The sequence below is a fragment of the Pseudomonas salmasensis genome (assembly GCF_014268375.2).
GTDB lineage: Bacteria > Pseudomonadota > Gammaproteobacteria > Pseudomonadales > Pseudomonadaceae > Aquipseudomonas > Aquipseudomonas salmasensis.
On sequence record NZ_CP077083.1, the window covers coordinates 2,864,617 to 2,882,328 of the forward strand.

The 17,712-nt window shown below is 53.9% G+C and carries 11 protein-coding genes, 6 tRNA genes and 3 rRNA genes; all 20 read right to left on the reverse strand.

Annotated elements, in window-relative coordinates; translation table 11 throughout:
* Positions 1–57: 57 nt before the first annotated feature.
* The 20 genes from rpoB to tyrS all read right to left on the reverse strand — a co-directional run bounded on the left by rpoB (position 58) and on the right by tyrS (position 17,560).
* Entirely contained in the window at positions 58–4,131 is a 4,074-nt protein-coding gene (gene rpoB, locus HU731_RS12770) for a DNA-directed RNA polymerase subunit beta (protein ID WP_010206926.1), read from the reverse strand.
* A gap of 219 nt (positions 4,132–4,350) precedes the next feature.
* Positions 4,351–4,716 (reverse strand): 50S ribosomal protein L7/L12, encoded by a 366-nt coding sequence (gene rplL, locus HU731_RS12775; protein WP_003176432.1) that lies wholly within the window; start codon positions 4,714–4,716, stop codon positions 4,351–4,353.
* Positions 4,717–4,794: 78 nt separating this feature from the next.
* Positions 4,795–5,295, reverse strand: coding sequence for a 50S ribosomal protein L10 (rplJ, locus tag HU731_RS12780; protein ID WP_003176433.1), 501 nt, complete (start codon positions 5,293–5,295; stop codon positions 4,795–4,797).
* A gap of 199 nt (positions 5,296–5,494) precedes the next feature.
* Positions 5,495–6,190: a 50S ribosomal protein L1 gene (gene rplA / locus HU731_RS12785; RefSeq protein ID WP_003176434.1), complete on the reverse strand. Its 696-nt coding sequence runs from the start codon at positions 6,188–6,190 to the stop codon at positions 5,495–5,497.
* Entirely contained in the window at positions 6,190–6,621 is a 432-nt protein-coding gene (rplK, locus tag HU731_RS12790; protein ID WP_003176435.1) for a 50S ribosomal protein L11, read from the reverse strand. Before rplK ends, rplA begins: the two co-directional genes overlap by 1 nt.
* A gap of 116 nt (positions 6,622–6,737) precedes the next feature.
* Positions 6,738–7,271, reverse strand: a complete 534-nt coding sequence (gene nusG, locus HU731_RS12795; protein WP_003176436.1) for a transcription termination/antitermination protein NusG — start codon at positions 7,269–7,271, stop codon at positions 6,738–6,740.
* Between the two features lie 9 nt (positions 7,272–7,280).
* Positions 7,281–7,649, reverse strand: coding sequence for a preprotein translocase subunit SecE (gene secE / locus HU731_RS12800; protein WP_003194658.1), 369 nt, complete (start codon positions 7,647–7,649; stop codon positions 7,281–7,283).
* A gap of 45 nt (positions 7,650–7,694) precedes the next feature.
* Positions 7,695–7,770 (reverse strand) — tRNA-Trp (locus tag HU731_RS12805).
* A gap of 143 nt (positions 7,771–7,913) precedes the next feature.
* A tRNA-Thr gene (locus HU731_RS12810) sits at positions 7,914–7,989 on the reverse strand.
* A gap of 26 nt (positions 7,990–8,015) precedes the next feature.
* Positions 8,016–8,089, reverse strand: a tRNA-Gly gene (locus HU731_RS12815).
* Between the two features lie 24 nt (positions 8,090–8,113).
* A tRNA-Tyr gene (locus tag HU731_RS12820) sits at positions 8,114–8,198 on the reverse strand.
* 142 nt (positions 8,199–8,340) lie between these two features.
* On the reverse strand, positions 8,341–8,787 hold the full coding sequence (locus tag HU731_RS12825) for a hypothetical protein (RefSeq protein ID WP_186608704.1): 447 nt from the start codon (positions 8,785–8,787) through the stop codon (positions 8,341–8,343).
* Between the two features lie 7 nt (positions 8,788–8,794).
* Complete coding sequence (locus HU731_RS12830; RefSeq protein ID WP_186608705.1) at positions 8,795–9,544, reverse strand: pantothenate kinase; 750 nt, start codon at positions 9,542–9,544, stop codon at positions 8,795–8,797.
* Positions 9,534–10,493 (reverse strand): bifunctional biotin--[acetyl-CoA-carboxylase] ligase/biotin operon repressor BirA, encoded by a 960-nt coding sequence (gene birA, locus HU731_RS12835; RefSeq protein WP_186608706.1) that lies wholly within the window; start codon positions 10,491–10,493, stop codon positions 9,534–9,536. The genes HU731_RS12830 and birA overlap by 11 nt, the downstream gene beginning before the upstream one ends.
* A 145-nt stretch (positions 10,494–10,638) precedes the next feature.
* Positions 10,639–10,754: ribosomal RNA gene (gene rrf / locus HU731_RS12840) — 5S ribosomal RNA — on the reverse strand.
* A gap of 170 nt (positions 10,755–10,924) precedes the next feature.
* Positions 10,925–13,816 (reverse strand): 23S ribosomal RNA (locus HU731_RS12845).
* 247 nt (positions 13,817–14,063) lie between these two features.
* Positions 14,064–14,139: transfer RNA gene (locus tag HU731_RS12850), tRNA-Ala, on the reverse strand.
* Between the two features lie 30 nt (positions 14,140–14,169).
* Positions 14,170–14,246: transfer RNA gene (locus tag HU731_RS12855), tRNA-Ile, on the reverse strand.
* Positions 14,247–14,328: 82 nt separating this feature from the next.
* Positions 14,329–15,865 (reverse strand): 16S ribosomal RNA (locus HU731_RS12860).
* The 16S, 23S and 5S rRNA genes sit together here with 2 tRNA genes alongside, the layout of an rRNA operon.
* A 495-nt stretch (positions 15,866–16,360) precedes the next feature.
* On the reverse strand, positions 16,361–17,560 hold the full coding sequence (gene tyrS, locus HU731_RS12865) for a tyrosine--tRNA ligase (protein WP_186607805.1): 1,200 nt from the start codon (positions 17,558–17,560) through the stop codon (positions 16,361–16,363).
* Positions 17,561–17,712: the final 152 nt, after the last annotated feature.

A 17,712-nucleotide genomic window follows, 5' to 3' on the forward strand; every position in this document is an offset into this window, starting at 1 on the left:
CCTCCTGGCGGAGCAGAGAGCGAGCTAAACAGCCCCGCTCTCGATTCGCGTCACGTGTTATTCGGTTTCCAGATCGATATCGATGCCGAGGGAACGAATTTCTTTGATCAACACGTTGAAGGACTCGGGCATGCCCGGCTCCATACGGTGATCGCCGTCCACGATGTTTTTGTACATCTTGGTACGACCGTTCACATCGTCCGACTTCACTGTGAGCATTTCTTGCAGAGTGTATGCAGCACCGTATGCTTCCAGTGCCCAGACCTCCATCTCCCCGAAACGCTGACCACCGAACTGAGCCTTACCACCCAGCGGCTGCTGGGTAACCAGGCTGTACGAACCGGTAGAACGAGCGTGCATCTTGTCGTCTACCAAGTGGTTCAGCTTCAGCATGTACATGTAGCCAACAGTAACCGGGCGCTCGAACTTGTTGCCGGTACGGCCGTCGAACAGCTGCATCTGGCCGCTTTCTGGCAGGTCTGCCAGTTTCAGCATGGCCTTGATTTCGCTTTCCTTGGCACCGTCGAACACCGGGGTAGCCATTGGAACGCCGCCGCGCAGGTTCTTCGCCAGATCCAGGATTTCCTGGTCGGAGAAGGTGTCCAGCTCTTCGTTGCGACCGCCGATCTCGTTGTAGATCTCGTGCAGGAACTTACGCAGGTCTGCGACCTTGCGCTGCTCTTCGATCATACGGTTGATCTTCTCGCCCAGACCTTTGGCTGCGAGGCCCAGGTGGGTTTCAAGGATCTGACCGACGTTCATACGCGAAGGTACGCCCAACGGGTTGAGGACGACGTCGACCGGGGTGCCATTGGCATCGTGCGGCATGTCTTCAACCGGCATGATCACAGAGACCACACCCTTGTTACCGTGACGACCGGCCATCTTGTCGCCCGGCTGGATGCGGCGACGGATTGCCAGGTAAACCTTGACGATTTTCAGCACGCCTGGAGCCAGGTCATCGCCCTGCTGCAGTTTGCGCTTCTTGTCTTCGAACTTGTCGTCCAGCAGACGGCGGCGATCAACGATATAGGCCTGGGCCTTCTCGAGCTGCTCGTTCAGAGCATCTTCAGCCATGCGCAGTTTGAACCACTGGCCGTGCTCAAGACCGTCGAGGATTTCGTCGGTGATGTCCTGACCTTTCTTCAGGCCTGCGCCGCCTTCGGCCTTGTGGCCTACCAGAGCGGAACGCAGACGTTCGAAGGTCGCGCCTTCAACGATACGGAACTCTTCGTTCAGATCCTTGCGGATCTCGTCGAGTTGGGTCTTCTCGATGGACAGTGCACGAGCATCACGCTCAACGCCGTCACGGGTGAAGACCTGTACGTCGATGACAGTACCTTTGGTACCGGTAGGTACACGCAGGGAGGTGTCTTTAACGTCGCTGGCTTTTTCACCGAAGATGGCACGCAGCAGCTTCTCTTCCGGCGTCAGTTGGGTCTCGCCTTTCGGAGTGACCTTACCGACCAGGATGTCGCCAGCGCCAACTTCAGCACCTACATAAACGATACCGGCTTCGTCCAGCTTGTTCAGTGCAGCTTCACCCACGTTCGGGATGTCTGCAGTGATTTCCTCAGGCCCAAGCTTGGTATCACGTGCCACACAGGTCAGTTCCTGAATGTGGATCGTGGTGAAGCGGTCTTCTTGAACCACACGCTCGGACAGGCAGATGGAGTCTTCGAAGTTGAAGCCGTTCCATGCCATGAACGCGATGCGCATGTTCTGACCCAGAGCCAGTTCACCCATGTCGGTGGACGGGCCGTCGGCCATGATGTCGCTACGCTGAACGCGATCACCCTTGCTTACCAGCGGACGCTGGTTGATGCAGGTGTTCTGGTTCGAGCGGGTGTATTTGGTCAGGTTGTAGATGTCGACACCGGCTTCGCCAGTTTCTACTTCGTCATCGGCAACACGAACCACGATACGGCTGGCATCAACGGAATCGATCACACCGCCACGACGAGCCACGACGCAAACGCCGGAGTCACGCGCTACGTTGCGCTCCATGCCGGTACCTACCAGCGGCTTGTCAGCACGCAGGGTCGGTACAGCTTGACGCTGCATGTTGGAACCCATCAACGCACGGTTGGCGTCATCGTGTTCCAGGAACGGGATCAGCGACGCTGCAACCGAAACTACCTGCTTCGGAGAAACGTCCATCAAGGTGACGTCTTCCGGCGCCTTGACGGTGAACTCGTTCAAGTGACGAACAGCTACCAGCTCGTCGACCAGGACCTTCTTGTCGTTCATCGTGGCCGAAGCCTGAGCGATCACGTGATCAGCTTCTTCGATGGCGGACAGGAATACGATCTCGTCGGTGACCAGGGCGTCTTTCACCACACGGTACGGGCTTTCGAGGAAGCCGTACTGGTTGGTGCGCGCATAGGCAGCCAGGGAGTTGATCAGACCGATGTTCGGACCTTCCGGCGTTTCGATCGGGCAAACACGACCGTAGTGCGTCGGGTGTACGTCACGGACTTCAAAGCCAGCACGCTCACGGGTCAGACCGCCCGGGCCCAGTGCAGAAACACGGCGCTTGTGGGTGATCTCGGAGAGCGGGTTGTTCTGGTCCATGAACTGCGAAAGCTGGCTGGAACCGAAGAACTCTTTCACCGCCGCAGCCACTGGCTTGGCGTTGATCAGGTCTTGCGGCATCAGGCCTTCGCTTTCAGCCATCGACAGACGCTCTTTGACCGCACGCTCAACACGTACCAGGCCAACGCGGAACTGGTTCTCGGCCATTTCGCCTACACAGCGAACACGACGGTTACCCAGGTGGTCGATGTCATCGACGATGCCTTTGCCGTTACGGATGTCGACCAGGGTCTTCAATACCGCGACGATGTCTTCCTTGCACAGCACGCCCGAACCTTCGATCTCGGTACGACCGATACGACGGTTGAACTTCATCCGGCCGACCGCAGACAGGTCATAGCGCTCAGGGCTGAAGAACAGGTTGTTGAACAGGGTTTCGGCAGCGTCTTTGGTTGGTGGCTCACCAGGACGCATCATGCGATAGATCTCGACCAGCGCTTCCAATTGGTTGCTGGTGGAGTCGATCTTCAGTGTGTCGGAGATGAACGGACCGCAGTCGATATCGTTGGTGTACAGGGTCTCGATGCGAACAACCTGAGCCTTGGCGATCTTGGCCAGGATTTCAGTGTTCAGCTCGGTGTTGCACTCAGCCAGGATTTCGCCTGTAGCCGGGTGAACGATGACCTTGGCGGTAGTGCGACCCAGGACGTAGTCCAGTGGCACTTCCAGCTCTTTGATACCGGCTTTTTCGATCTGGTTGATGTGGCGCGCAGTGATACGACGGCCAGCCTCAACGATGACCTTGCCTTTTTCGTCCTGGATGTCCAGGACAGCAATTTCACCACGCAGACGCGAAGCGATCAGCTCCAGCTTGAGGGTTTCATCCTTCAGGCTGAATACGTTGGTGGTGTAGAAAGCGTCCAGCACCTGCTCAGTGGTGTAACCGAGCGCGCGCAGCAATACCGAAGCCGGCAGCTTGCGACGACGGTCGATACGCACGAACACGCAATCTTTCGGGTCGAACTCGAAGTCCAACCACGAACCGCGGTACGGAATGATCCGCGCGGAGTACAGGAGTTTGCCGGAGCTGTGCGTCTTGCCGCGGTCGTGGTCGAAGAACACGCCCGGGGAACGGTGCAGCTGGGAAACGATTACACGCTCGGTACCGTTGATTACGAAGGTACCGTTCTCAGTCATCAATGGGATTTCGCCCATGTAGACTTCTTGCTCTTTGATGTCCTTGATCGCTTTGTTCGACGATTCTTTGTCGAAAATGATCAGACGGACTTTTACCCGCAAAGGTACGGCGTACGTAACGCCACGCAACACGCATTCTTTGACATCAAATGCCGGTTCGCCCAGGCGATAACCGACGTACTCCAGCGCAGCATTGCCGGAGTAGCTGATGATCGGGAAAACGGATTTGAAGGCCGCATGCAGGCCCACGTCGCGGAACTGATCTTTGGTCGCTCCCGCCTGCAAGAATTCACGATACGAATCCAGCTGGATAGCCAGAAGGTACGGGACATCCATGACGTCCGGCAACTTGCTAAAGTCCTTGCGGATACGTTTTTTCTCAGTATATGAGTAAGCCATCAGCGTTCCCCAGCTTGGTCACCTGCTTGTTTGGCCCCTCCGACGGGAGCAGCCAGAAAATCTTGCAAACCCCATGGTTTGCACCACCGCTTCGGGTGGCTACAGCGCGTTAATGGCGGCGACCGAGTCGACAGCCAAGAACGGAAAAAGGCCGGTGGCAAGAGCCACCAGCCATCAGCCTTCAGCTTAACGCTTGGGCTGGAGACGCAAGGTCGATGCTTACTTCAGCTCGACTTTAGCGCCTGCTTCTTCCAGAGTAGCTTTGGCTTTGTCAGCGGCGTCTTTCGACACAGCTTCCAGAACCTGGGCAGGAGCGCCGTCAACTACAGCCTTGGCTTCTTTCAGGCCCAGACCGGTCAGTTCACGTACTGCCTTGATCACGTTTACTTTCTTCTCGCCAGCTTCCAGCAGCATGACGTTGAATTCGGTTTGCTCTTCAGCAGCGACAGCAGCAACAGCTGGGCCAGCGGAAGCAGCGGCAGCGGAAACGCCGAATTTTTCTTCGAAAGCTTTGATCAGCTCAACAACCTGCAGAACCGACATTTCAGCTACGGCGTTGAGGATATCGTCTTGGGAGATAGACATTGCTGTATTTCCTGAATTGGGGGACGGCCTACGCGGCCATCGAAATAAACAAAAATACGCGAAAGAATTTGCTCAGCCTTAGGCTGCGGCAGCTTCTTTTTGCTCGCGAACTGCAGCCAGAGTACGAGCCAGCTTGCTGGTAGCGCCTTGAATCACGCTCATCAGCTGCGAAATAGCTTCGTTACGGGTCGGCAGTGTTGCCAGTACGTCGATTTGGTTAGCTGCGAGGAACTTGCCCTCGAACGCAGCTGCCTTGATCTCGAACTTATCCTGACTCTTGGCGAATTCTTTGAACAAACGGGCAGCAGCGCCTGGATGATCTTTAGAGAACGCGATCAGAGTCGGGCCGGTGAACACGTCGTTGAGAACACTGTATTCAGTGTCAGCAACGGCGCGCTTGAGCAGGGTATTACGTACAACACGTACGTATACGCCAGCTTCACGAGCCTCTTTACGGAGTCCGGTCATAGCGCCTACTGTCACACCACGGGCATCAGCCACGACAGCGGACAGAGCAGCTTTGGCAGCCTCGTTGACTTCAGCGACGATGGCCTTCTTGTCTTCGAGATTAATTGCCACGGGTTTAACTCCTGCTTGTTACCGTTTCATCTGGCCTAGGCCTGATGTCGTTTTGGTGTCTGATTCGGTAAGGAACCGGGAGCACCATCTGCGTAGGCTTGTTGGTTTAAGACTTGCGTCGCCTACGGTCTTGGATAGCCCCCGCCAGGCAGGGACCCCAATCTTTCAATTGGCGCAATTACTTGCGCCAATTTATGTCTTATACGTCCAGCGAACCTTGGTCGATGACCAGACCTGGGCCCATAGTGGTGCTCAGGGTAACGCGCTTGACGTAGATACCTTTCGAGGAAGCAGGCTTGATACGCTTCAGATCAGCGATCAGGGCTTCAACGTTTTCCTTCAGCTTGACGGCATCGAAGCCGACTTTGCCAACGGAGGTGTGAATGATGCCGTTTTTGTCGGTGCGATAACGAACCTGACCAGCCTTGGCGTTTTTAACCGCGGTAGCTACGTCTGGCGTTACGGTGCCGACTTTAGGGTTAGGCATCAGGCCACGTGGACCGAGGATCTGACCCAACTGACCTACAACGCGCATTGCATCCGGGGAAGCAATTACGACGTCATAGTTCAGGTCGCCGCCTTTCATTTCGGCAGCCAGGTCGTCCATGCCAACGCGATCAGCACCAGCGGCCAGAGCAGCTTCAGCAGCTGGGCCTTGGGTGAAGACAGCAACACGTACAGTCTTGCCAGTACCGTGTGGCAGCACAGTAGCGCTACGAACGACCTGGTCGGATTTACGTGGGTCAACGCCCAGGTTCACAGCAACGTCAACAGACTCGCTGAACTTGACAGTCGACAGCTCGGTCAGCAGGGCAGCAGCGTCTACGAAGTTGTAGGACTTGCCCGCTTCGATTTTGCCGGCGATAGCCTTTTGGCGCTTGGTCAGCTTAGCCATTACACACCCTCCACGTTAAGGCCCATGCTACGAGCAGAACCGGCGATGGTACGCACGGCTGCATCCATATCAGCTGCAGTCAGATCCGCGTTTTTGGTTTTCGCGATTTCTTCCAGCTGAGCACGGGTTACAGTGCCAACCTTAACGGTGTTAGGACGAGCGGAACCGCTAGTCAGACCGGCAGCTTTCTTCAGCAAAACCGAAGCCGGGGTCGACTTGGTTTCGAAGGTGAAGCTACGGTCGCTGTATACAGTGATGATCACTGGAGTCGGCAGACCTGGCTCAAGACCCTGAGTACGGGCGTTGAAGGCCTTGCAGAATTCCATGATGTTCACGCCGTGCTGACCCAGAGCTGGACCGACGGGTGGACTAGGGTTGGCCTGAGCGGCCTTCACTTGCAGCTTGATGTAAGCGGTAATCTTCTTGGCCATGAGGCACTCCAATTACGGGTTCAAACGCCTCGAAAGGCTCCCCGGTTACTTGCGCGTTTATCCCAGTGACGACAAAACCCCACAGCCGAGGCTGCGGGGTTGGGATGCTTGCCCAGCTAGACCTTCTCGACCTGGCTGAACTCCAACTCTACCGGAGTAGAGCGACCGAAAATGAGCACTGCCACTTGGATCCGGCTCTTTTCGTAGTTAACTTCTTCGACCGTACCGTTGAAATCAGCAAACGGACCGTCTGTAACACGAACAACCTCACCCGGCTCGAACAACGTCTTCGGCTTGGGCTTGTCGCTACCGTCAGCAACACGACGCAGAATTGCTTCCGCCTCTTTGTCGGTGATCGGAGCAGGCTTATCGGCAGTACCGCCAATGAAGCCCATGACGCGAGGGGTATCCTTGACCAAGTGCCAAGTACCTTCGTTCATGTCCATCTGTACCAGCACGTAGCCAGGGAAGAACTTGCGTTCGCTTTTGCGCTTCTGCCCATTCCGCATTTCAACCACTTCTTCAGTGGGAACCAGAATTTCGCCGAAGCCATCTTCCATGCCTGCCAGCTTTACGCGCTCTAGCAAAGAGCGCATAACATGCTTCTCGTAACCCGAGTAAGCATGCACAACGTACCAACGCTTAGCCACGGGACACCCTTAGCCAACAATCAAGGAAACAAGCCAGCCGAGCAGGGAATCAAGCCCCCACAACAGCAACGCCATAACCAGAACAACAGCCACGACAATCAATGTGGTCTGCGTGGTTTCTTGGCGAGTCGGCCAAACGACTTTACGGATTTCGGTGCGAGCTTCCTTAACCAGTACCGCGAAGGACTTGCCTTTGGCAGTCTGCAGGCCTACAAAGGCAGCTACAGCAGCAAGGGCAAGCAAAGCGAGTACACGGTACAGGATCGGCGAAGCAGAATAGTACTGATTGCCAACAACGCCTACGACCACCAAGGCGACTACAGCGAGCCACTTTACCAGATCGAAACGAGAGCTTTGAGCTTCAGCCTTAGGAGTCATCTATGAAGATCCTGTGAAAAGAAAGCCAGACACACCACGTGAATCTGGCAGGTCAGGAGGGAATCGAACCCCCAACCTACGGTTTTGGAGACCGTCGCTCTGCCAATTGAGCTACTGACCTAAAACAAAATCAGGCCGACCATTATGCAGGCCTGAAAAAGACTTTACAACAACCAACCCCACAAGACCTGAAACACCGAACAACATTCAAGCCGAGGCAGCTGTTAAAACAAAGGCAGATATTTTCATATCTGCCTTGTTATATGGAGCTCTTGAGCGGATTTGAACCGCTGACCTCACCCTTACCAAGGGTGTGCTCTACCAACTGAGCTACAAGAGCGAAACACCTTGCACAACCTGCAAACTTGGAGCGGGTAGCGGGAATCGAACCCGCATCATCAGCTTGGAAGGCTGAGGTTCTACCACTAAACTATACCCGCGGAGCTTGCAGCTCACGCTAAAAATGGTGGAGGGGGAAGGATTCGAACCTTCGAAGTCGTAGACGTCAGATTTACAGTCTGATCCCTTTGGCCGCTCGGGAACCCCTCCTAAGCGAGCCGGCATTTTACATCACGCCGACCTTCTGTCAAGCATTTTCTCATTTAAATTATGAGGTTAGCTGCATTGACGGTAGCTTTGCACTGTAGCCCTTAAAGGTCTTCACTGCGAAGCGGGCGCCATTCTATGCAAACTATTCGAGAGTTGCAATGCCTTCGCACAGCATTATTTTATGTTTTAACTCATTGAATTCATTAGCAAGGCTTTCAAAGGGCAGATCGTCAGCCAGGCGACGACTCTCAGGGGCCACACGCAACCAATAACCCGAAGCGTCCGGCGCATTCAGCAGTTGGACCTTGACCTTGATATCCAGGCTCGTGAGCCTCTGCTCGAGAGAGGAGGCTTGGCGTCGATCAGAGAACCCACCGATGTATAAGCAGGTATTTTGCCCCTCCGTCGGCCTCACCCGATCGCGCCGCGCCACCGCATCTGCCGACTCACTCAGGAGGCGAATATCTTGCTGCGCTCCCCGATGGAGACTCAAGGGCGTGACATCCTTGGCCCGCAATGGCGCCTCTTGCTGATGCCAGACGTAATAGAAAACATTGAGGACCAGTAACAGTAAAAACAGCCAGCGCATAATCACCTCAAGACAAAGGACACGCCATTGCCAAACCAACAAACACCAGGTCCGGGATCAGCCGAGCCTGAGGCGCAGCATCCCTCACCAGGTCGGCATCTCCTCCAGTGAGGAAGACCGTGAAATCCTCCCCCCAATAGCCTCGCGCCAACTCGAGCTGGGTCAGCACGAACCCTCTAAGCATGAGCGTACAACCACGCTCGACGGCCTCTACGGTCGTGCGACCAGGAGAGAGACGCTCCAGAGCCCGCTCAGCGGCCGCATCGTCATAGCGTATCTTGCGGGTATGGGTTCGCAGCTGATTCCGCATAAGCGGCATACCCGGGCAAATAAACCCTCCCAGGTGCCCACCGTCCGGACCAATAAAATCTGCTGTTGCCGCTGTACCAAAATCGAGCACCAGGCATGCACCTGACGCCAACTTGAACGCGCCTAGCATGGCCAGCCATCGATCCATCCCCAGGCGCTGAAAGTCTTCGTAGCCGTTGCGCACTCCGCTCATTTCTCGAGCAGAGGTGGCACAGGAAACAGCAACGCCAAATGCCGCGACCAACGCAGCTATCAGCTTATCGGTCTCCTCAAGCGCGCGAACACTCACCAACCGACAACGCGTGAGCAATAGACCAGGCAAAGCCACCAAACTATCGATCAGCGCGATATCCGAACCTGCGATGCCTTCCGCGCGAACAGTTGCCTCACTCGACTCAAGAACACGCCATTTGATAAAGCTATTTCCACAGTCGAGCTCAAGAATCATCACGCAACCTCAGGCTTAACTCACCACCGCTGTATATTTTCTCAACGCCACCGACATCCAAACGCAAGGCGCCCTGACGATCCACGCCCAGCACAACCCCATCAATCTGATTGACGCCCGCGATAAGCGACACGGACTTCCCCTGCCAGGCGTGATGCTGCTCCCATTCGTCTTGCAACCCTGCAAAACCCGCAGCCTTGTGCCGATCTAGGTAGGCTTGTAGCTGCAAGCCCAGTCGCGCTACCAGGTGATTGCGATCAACTGAAGAGCCCGTCTCAAGCTGCATCGAGGTCCACTGCTGATCAACCTCAGCAGCCCTCTGCATATTCACATTGATACCTATCCCTAGCACAACGTGACAGATATCCGCAGGATCTCCCACCAGCTCAAGCAAGATGCCTGAGATTTTCTTGTGCCCAACCAAGACGTCGTTTGGCCACTTCAAAGCAGCACCCTGCACACCCGACTCACGCAGAGCCTGCAGGACCGCCAATCCCACCACCAGACTCAGCCCTTCCAGTTGCCGCAGACCGCCCTCAATACGCAATACAAGGCTGTAGTAAACGTTTTGCGCAAATGGGCTGACCCATTTGCGACCCCGCCGCCCCCTACCCGCGGTCTGCTGCTCCGCTAGCACAACGAAAGGTGCCGCACTGCCCGCGTCGACAAGACGCAAAGCCTCAGCATTAGTGGAGTCAATGGAGTCGAAAATATGAACAGGCCAAGCCAAGGAAGCTGCCCCGCGAGAAATATCCTGCGCATTCAAAAACACTAATGGCGAAGCCAATTTATACCCGCGGCCCCGAACCTTATGAATAGGGAGATTCAATTCTGCCTCAAGATGCTGAAGCTGCTTCCACACGGCACTGCGACTAACGCCCAGGGCGGCGCCAAGCGCTTCTCCAGAATGGAACTGACCATCTTTCAGAAGTTTCAACAACGTCAGCATGCACATATCGCCTCAGAATGAGGCACGCATGATAGCCATGCGCAGAGCCATTGCATAGAAAGGCTGGATATCAGTCTGGATCGAGATTTTCGAGCGCCCAAAACAAAACCCCAACTGCTTTCGCAATTGGGGTTTCGGAATTTAATCTTGACGATGACCTACTCTCACATGGGGAAACCCCACACTACCATCGGCGATGCATCGTTTCACTGCTGAGTTCGGGATGGGATCAGGTGGTTCCAATGCTCTATGGTCGTCAAGAAATTCGGGTACTGAGTCGTGGCCAGTTGGCCTCGCTTCAGCAAATTGGGTAGGTGATAGATCTCGGTGTTTTGTGAGCGTCGAACTTTCGGTTTATCTTCGTCTTCACACACCGCAATCTGATCTCTTTCGCTTTTCAGCTCAGAGCATGCAAATTGCTTGGGTGTTATATGGTCAAGCCTCACGGGCAATTAGTATTGGTTAGCTCAACGCCTCACAGCGCTTACACACCCAACCTATCAACGTCGTAGTCTTCGACGGCCCTTCAGGGAACTCAAGGTTCCAGTGAGATCTCATCTTGAGGCTAGTTTCCCGCTTAGATGCTTTCAGCGGTTATCTATTCCGAACATAGCTACCCGGCAATGCCACTGGCGTGACAACCGGAACACCAGAGGTTCGTCCACTCCGGTCCTCTCGTACTAGGAGCAGCCCCTCTCAAATCTCAAACGTCCACGGCAGATAGGGACCGAACTGTCTCACGACGTTCTAAACCCAGCTCGCGTACCACTTTAAATGGCGAACAGCCATACCCTTGGGACCGGCTTCAGCCCCAGGATGTGATGAGCCGACATCGAGGTGCCAAACACCGCCGTCGATATGAACTCTTGGGCGGTATCAGCCTGTTATCCCCGGAGTACCTTTTATCCGTTGAGCGATGGCCCTTCCATACAGAACCACCGGATCACTAAGACCTACTTTCGTACCTGCTCGACGTGTCTGTCTCGCAGTCAAGCGCGCTTTTGCCTTTATACTCTACGACCGATTTCCGACCGGTCTGAGCGCACCTTCGTACTCCTCCGTTACTCTTTAGGAGGAGACCGCCCCAGTCAAACTACCCACCATACACTGTCCTCGATCCGGATAACGGACCTGAGTTAGAACCTCAAAGTTGCCAGGGTGGTATTTCAAGGATGGCTCCACGCAGACTGGCGTCCACGCTTCAAAGCCTCCCACCTATCCTACACAAGCAAATTCAAAGTCCAGTGCAAAGCTATAGTAAAGGTTCACGGGGTCTTTCCGTCTAGCCGCGGATACACTGCATCTTCACAGCGATTTCAATTTCACTGAGTCTCGGGTGGAGACAGCGCCGCCATCGTTACGCCATTCGTGCAGGTCGGAACTTACCCGACAAGGAATTTCGCTACCTTAGGACCGTTATAGTTACGGCCGCCGTTTACCGGGGCTTCGATCAAGAGCTTCGCGTTAGCTAACCCCATCAATTAACCTTCCGGCACCGGGCAGGCGTCACACCCTATACGTCCACTTTCGTGTTTGCAGAGTGCTGTGTTTTTAATAAACAGTCGCAGCGGCCTGGTATCTTCGACCGGCATGAGCTTACGGAGCAAGTCCTTCACCCTCACCGGCGCACCTTCTCCCGAAGTTACGGTGCCATTTTGCCTAGTTCCTTCACCCGAGTTCTCTCAAGCGCCTTGGTATTCTCTACCCAACCACCTGTGTCGGTTTGGGGTACGGTTCCTGGTTACCTGAAGCTTAGAAGCTTTTCTTGGAAGCATGGCATCAACCACTTCGTTACCTAAAAGGTAACTCGTCATCAGCTCTCGGCCTTAGAATCCCGGATTTACCTAAGATTCCAGCCTACCACCTTAAACTTGGACAACCAACGCCAAGCTGGCCTAGCCTTCTCCGTCCCTCCATCGCAATAACCAGAAGTACAGGAATATTAACCTGTTTTCCATCGACTACGCTTTTCAGCCTCGCCTTAGGGACCGACTAACCCTGCGTCGATTAACGTTGCGCAGGAAACCTTGGTCTTTCGGCGTGGGTGTTTTTCACACCCATTATCGTTACTCATGTCAGCATTCGCACTTCTGATACCTCCAGCAAGCTTCTCAACTCACCTTCACAGGCTTACAGAACGCTCCTCTACCGCATCACTTACGTGATACCCGTAGCTTCGGTGTATGGTTTGAGCCCCGTTACATCTTCCGCGCAGGCCGACTCGACTAGTGAGCTATTACGCTTTCTTTAAAGGGTGGCTGCTTCTAAGCCAACCTCCTAGCTGTCTAAGCCTTCCCACATCGTTTCCCACTTAACCATAACTTTGGGACCTTAGCTGACGGTCTGGGTTGTTTCCCTTTTCACGACGGACGTTAGCACCCGCCGTGTGTCTCCCATGCTCGGCACTTGTAGGTATTCGGAGTTTGCATCGGTTTGGTAAGTCGGGATGACCCCCTAGCCGAAACAGTGCTCTACCCCCTACAGTGATACATGAGGCGCTACCTAAATAGCTTTCGAGGAGAACCAGCTATCTCCGAGCTTGATTAGCCTTTCACTCCGATCCACAGGTCATCCGCTAACTTTTCAACGGTAGTCGGTTCGGTCCTCCAGTTAGTGTTACCCAACCTTCAACCTGCCCATGGATAGATCGCCCGGTTTCGGGTCTATTCCCAGCGACTAGACGCCCTATTAAGACTCGCTTTCGCTACGCCTCCCCTATTCGGTTAAGCTCGCCACTGAAAATAAGTCGCTGACCCATTATACAAAAGGTACGCAGTCACCCAACAAAGTGGGCTCCCACTGCTTGTACGCATACGGTTTCAGGATCTATTTCACTCCCCTCTCCGGGGTTCTTTTCGCCTTTCCCTCACGGTACTAGTTCACTATCGGTCAGTCAGTAGTATTTAGCCTTGGAGGATGGTCCCCCCATATTCAGACAAAGTTTCTCGTGCTCCGTCCTACTCGATTTCATGACTAAGAGATTTTCGCGTACAGGGCTATCACCCACTATGGCCGCACTTTCCAGAGCGTTCCGCTAATCTCAAAGCCACTTAAGGGCTAGTCCCCGTTCGCTCGCCACTACTAAGGGAATCTCGGTTGATTTCTTTTCCTCAGGGTACTTAGATGTTTCAGTTCCCCTGGTTCGCCTCTTGCACCTATGTATTCAGTACAAGATAACCATCTTATGATGGCTGGGTTCCCCCATTCAGACATCTCCGGATCAAAGTCTGTTTGCCGACTCCCCGAAGCTTTTCGCAGGCTACCACGTCTTTCATCGCCTCTGACTGCCAAGGCATCCACCGTATGCGCTTCTTCACTTGACCATATAACCCCAAGCAATCTGGTTATACTGTGAAGACGACATTCGCCGAAAATTCGAATTTCTCAGTTAAGAGAACTCACAAATTTTACCTTAGCCTGATCCGTTACCAGTGAAAGTAACGTTCAGTCTATCTTTCTATCACATACCCAAATTTTTAAAGAACGAACTAGTCAAAGACTAGAAATCAACATTCACCATCACAACAATGGAATGCTCATTTCTAAGCTTTATACAAACAGAAGCAGTAGTGGTGGAGCCAAACGGGATCGAACCGTTGACCTCCTGCGTGCAAGGCAGGCGCTCTCCCAGCTGAGCTATGGCCCCGTATTTCTACAGGCGTTTCCCACACAAAATTGGTGGGTCTGGGCAGATTCGAACTGCCGACCTCACCCTTATCAGGGGTGCGCTCTAACCAACTGAGCTACAGACCCAATTTCGGGCTGCTTCTTTTCGTCTTCTTCAATGAATCAAGCAATTCGTGTGGGAACTTATGGAGCAGCTGATGTCGTCGATTAAGGAGGTGATCCAGCCGCAGGTTCCCCTACGGCTACCTTGTTACGACTTCACCCCAGTCATGAATCACACCGTGGTAACCGTCCTCCCGAAGGTTAGACTAGCTACTTCTGGTGCAACCCACTCCCATGGTGTGACGGGCGGTGTGTACAAGGCCCGGGAACGTATTCACCGCGACATTCTGATTCGCGATTACTAGCGATTCCGACTTCACGCAGTCGAGTTGCAGACTGCGATCCGGACTACGATCGGTTTTATGGGATTAGCTCCACCTCGCGGCTTGGCAACCCTCTGTACCGACCATTGTAGCACGTGTGTAGCCCAGGCCGTAAGGGCCATGATGACTTGACGTCATCCCCACCTTCCTCCGGTTTGTCACCGGCAGTCTCCTTAGAGTGCCCACCATTACGTGCTGGTAACTAAGGACAAGGGTTGCGCTCGTTACGGGACTTAACCCAACATCTCACGACACGAGCTGACGACAGCCATGCAGCACCTGTCTCAATGTTCCCGAAGGCACCAATCTATCTCTAGAAAGTTCATTGGATGTCAAGGCCTGGTAAGGTTCTTCGCGTTGCTTCGAATTAAACCACATGCTCCACCGCTTGTGCGGGCCCCCGTCAATTCATTTGAGTTTTAACCTTGCGGCCGTACTCCCCAGGCGGTCAACTTAATGCGTTAGCTGCGCCACTAAAAGCTCAAGGCTTCCAACGGCTAGTTGACATCGTTTACGGCGTGGACTACCAGGGTATCTAATCCTGTTTGCTCCCCACGCTTTCGCACCTCAGTGTCAGTATTAGTCCAGGTGGTCGCCTTCGCCACTGGTGTTCCTTCCTATATCTACGCATTTCACCGCTACACAGGAAATTCCACCACCCTCTACCATACTCTAGTCAGTCAGTTTTGAATGCAGTTCCCAGGTTGAGCCCGGGGATTTCACATCCAACTTAACAAACCACCTACGCGCGCTTTACGCCCAGTAATTCCGATTAACGCTTGCACCCTCTGTATTACCGCGGCTGCTGGCACAGAGTTAGCCGGTGCTTATTCTGTCGGTAACGTCAAAATTGCAGAGTATTAATCTACAACCCTTCCTCCCAACTTAAAGTGCTTTACAATCCGAAGACCTTCTTCACACACGCGGCATGGCTGGATCAGGCTTTCGCCCATTGTCCAATATTCCCCACTGCTGCCTCCCGTAGGAGTCTGGACCGTGTCTCAGTTCCAGTGTGACTGATCATCCTCTCAGACCAGTTACGGATCGTCGCCTTGGTGAGCCATTACCTCACCAACTAGCTAATCCGACCTAGGCTCATCTGATAGCGCAAGGCCCGAAGGTCCCCTGCTTTCTCCCGTAGGACGTATGCGGTATTAGCGTCCGTTTCCGAACGTTATCCCCCACTACCAGGCAGATTCCTAGGCATTACTCACCCGTCCGCCGCTCTCAAGAGAAGCAAGCTTCTCTCTACCGCTCGACTTGCATGTGTTAGGCCTGCCGCCAGCGTTCAATCTGAGCCATGATCAAACTCTTCAGTTCAAACATCTTTGGGTTTTTAAGAAACCCTAAACTTGGCTCAGCAATCGTTGGTTACATCTTTGATTTCTCGCGGAGTAACTTGTGATGCTGATAATCTTGTTGACTATCAGTCTGACTCCACAAGCACCCACACGAATTGCTTGATTCAGTTGTTAAAGAGCGATTGGCTAAGATCTTTCGTCTCAACCGAGGCGCGCATTCTACAGCAGCCTCATTTGCTGTCAAGTGGTTATTTTCAGAAGCTTTCGAAGATTTCTTCAACAACTTCAACCACTTGCGCTTGCGATCTCTCGTAAGCGGGAGGCGAATTCTACAGCGTTACACGCTGCTGTCAACACCTCTTTTTCAACTTCCTTCTGGCTTCGATGAACTGAAGCAACTTGCTGTCGAGAACTGCGTAACTCTTTGTTTACCAAGGAGTTTTCCGTTTCGACTGCGCCGGAAGTGGGGCGAATTATAGACAGATATAATTCGCCGTCAACACCTATTTCAGACTTATTCGGATTTGAGCGTAATACGCGCAAATGCCTTCTTCCCAGCCTGACAAACGTGAGTGGCGCCCAGCTCGTATATAAAGGTGCGATCAACCACCTCACCATCTATACGCACACCGCCCGAACCCAAGAGATCACGCGCGACCGCCGAGTTTTTCACCAGGCCAGCCTTATTAAGCACTGCCGCAATCGGCATCGCCTCGGCAGCAGTCAATTCAATCTCCGGCAGATCGTCAGGCAGCTCGCCGTCTTTCATGCGATTACCTGCCGCGCGGTGAGCGCTGGCAGCAGCCTCCTCACCATGGAAACGCGCAACGATTTCTTCAGCCAGCTTAATCTTCACATCGCGAGGATTAGCACCCGCCTCGACATCCGCCCGCAGCGCATTGATTTCGTCCATTGAGCGGAAGCTCAACAGCTCGAAGTAACGCCACATCAGTGCATCCGGAATGGACACCAGCTTGCCGTACATCACACCTGGCGCTTCCTGGATACCGACATAGTTACCCAGGGACTTGGACATCTTCTTGACGCCATCCAAGCCTTCCAGCAATGGCATGGTCAGAATGCACTGAGACTCCTGCCCATAGGCGCGCTGCAATTCACGCCCCATCAACAGGTTGAACTTCTGATCGGTGCCACCCAACTCAACGTCCGCACGCAGCGCCACCGAGTCGTACCCTTGAACCAGCGGGTAAAGGAACTCATGGATGGCGATTGGCTGATTGGTCGAGTAACGCTTGTCGAAGTCATCGCGCTCAAGCATGCGCGCCACGGTGTATTGGGAGGTCAGGCGAATGAAATCTGCCGGCCCCATTTTGTCCATCCAGGTGGAGTTGAACGCCACCTCGGTCTTGGCTGGATCAAGGATCTTGAATACCTGGGTCTTATAGGTCTCGGCATTATCGAGCACCTGTTCGCGAGTCAGCGGCGGGCGCGTAGCGCTCTTGCCGCTTGGATCACCGATCATCCCGGTGAAGTCACCTATAAGGAAGATGACCTGATGGCCCAGCTCCTGGAACTGACGCAGCTTATTAATAAGCACGGTATGCCCCAGGTGCAGATCCGGCGCAGTCGGATCAAAGCCAGCCTTGATACGCAGGGGTTGGCCACGCTTGAGCTTTTCGATCAGCTCGGCCTCGACCAACAGTTCTTCCGCACCACGTTTTATCAGCGCTAGCTGCTCTTCAACCGACTTCATAACAGACCCGCAAGGCTCAGATTCAAAAGGGAACCAACCATACAAGATCAGGGACTAATTACAAGTTTTGCCCTGCGCACGGACACCGTTCAGCAAGCCCAGCGTTCGCGAGCTTGCGCCACAGATGATTTGGTTATATTTTATACAGTTAT

Bases quoted from the DNA above. Each gene is read 5' to 3' on its own strand.
- rplK (WP_003176435.1), bottom strand. From the start codon at position 6,621: ATGGCCAAGAAGATTACCGCTTACATCAAGCTGCAAGTGAAGGCCGCT.
- birA (WP_186608706.1), bottom strand. From the start codon at position 10,493: ATGCTGACGTTGTTGAAACTTCTGAAAGATGGTCAGTTCCATTCTGGA.
- HU731_RS12830 (WP_186608705.1), bottom strand. From the start codon at position 9,544: ATGATTCTTGAGCTCGACTGTGGAAATAGCTTTATCAAATGGCGTGTT.
- rplL (WP_003176432.1), bottom strand. From the start codon at position 4,716: ATGTCTATCTCCCAAGACGATATCCTCAACGCCGTAGCTGAAATGTCG.
- secE (WP_003194658.1), bottom strand. From the start codon at position 7,649: ATGACTCCTAAGGCTGAAGCTCAAAGCTCTCGTTTCGATCTGGTAAAG.
- tyrS (WP_186607805.1), bottom strand. From the start codon at position 17,560: ATGAAGTCGGTTGAAGAGCAGCTAGCGCTGATAAAACGTGGTGCGGAA.
- HU731_RS12825 (WP_186608704.1), bottom strand. From the start codon at position 8,787: ATGCGCTGGCTGTTTTTACTGTTACTGGTCCTCAATGTTTTCTATTAC.
- rplA (WP_003176434.1), bottom strand. From the start codon at position 6,190: ATGGCTAAGCTGACCAAGCGCCAAAAGGCTATCGCCGGCAAAATCGAA.
- rpoB (WP_010206926.1), bottom strand. From the start codon at position 4,131: ATGGCTTACTCATATACTGAGAAAAAACGTATCCGCAAGGACTTTAGC.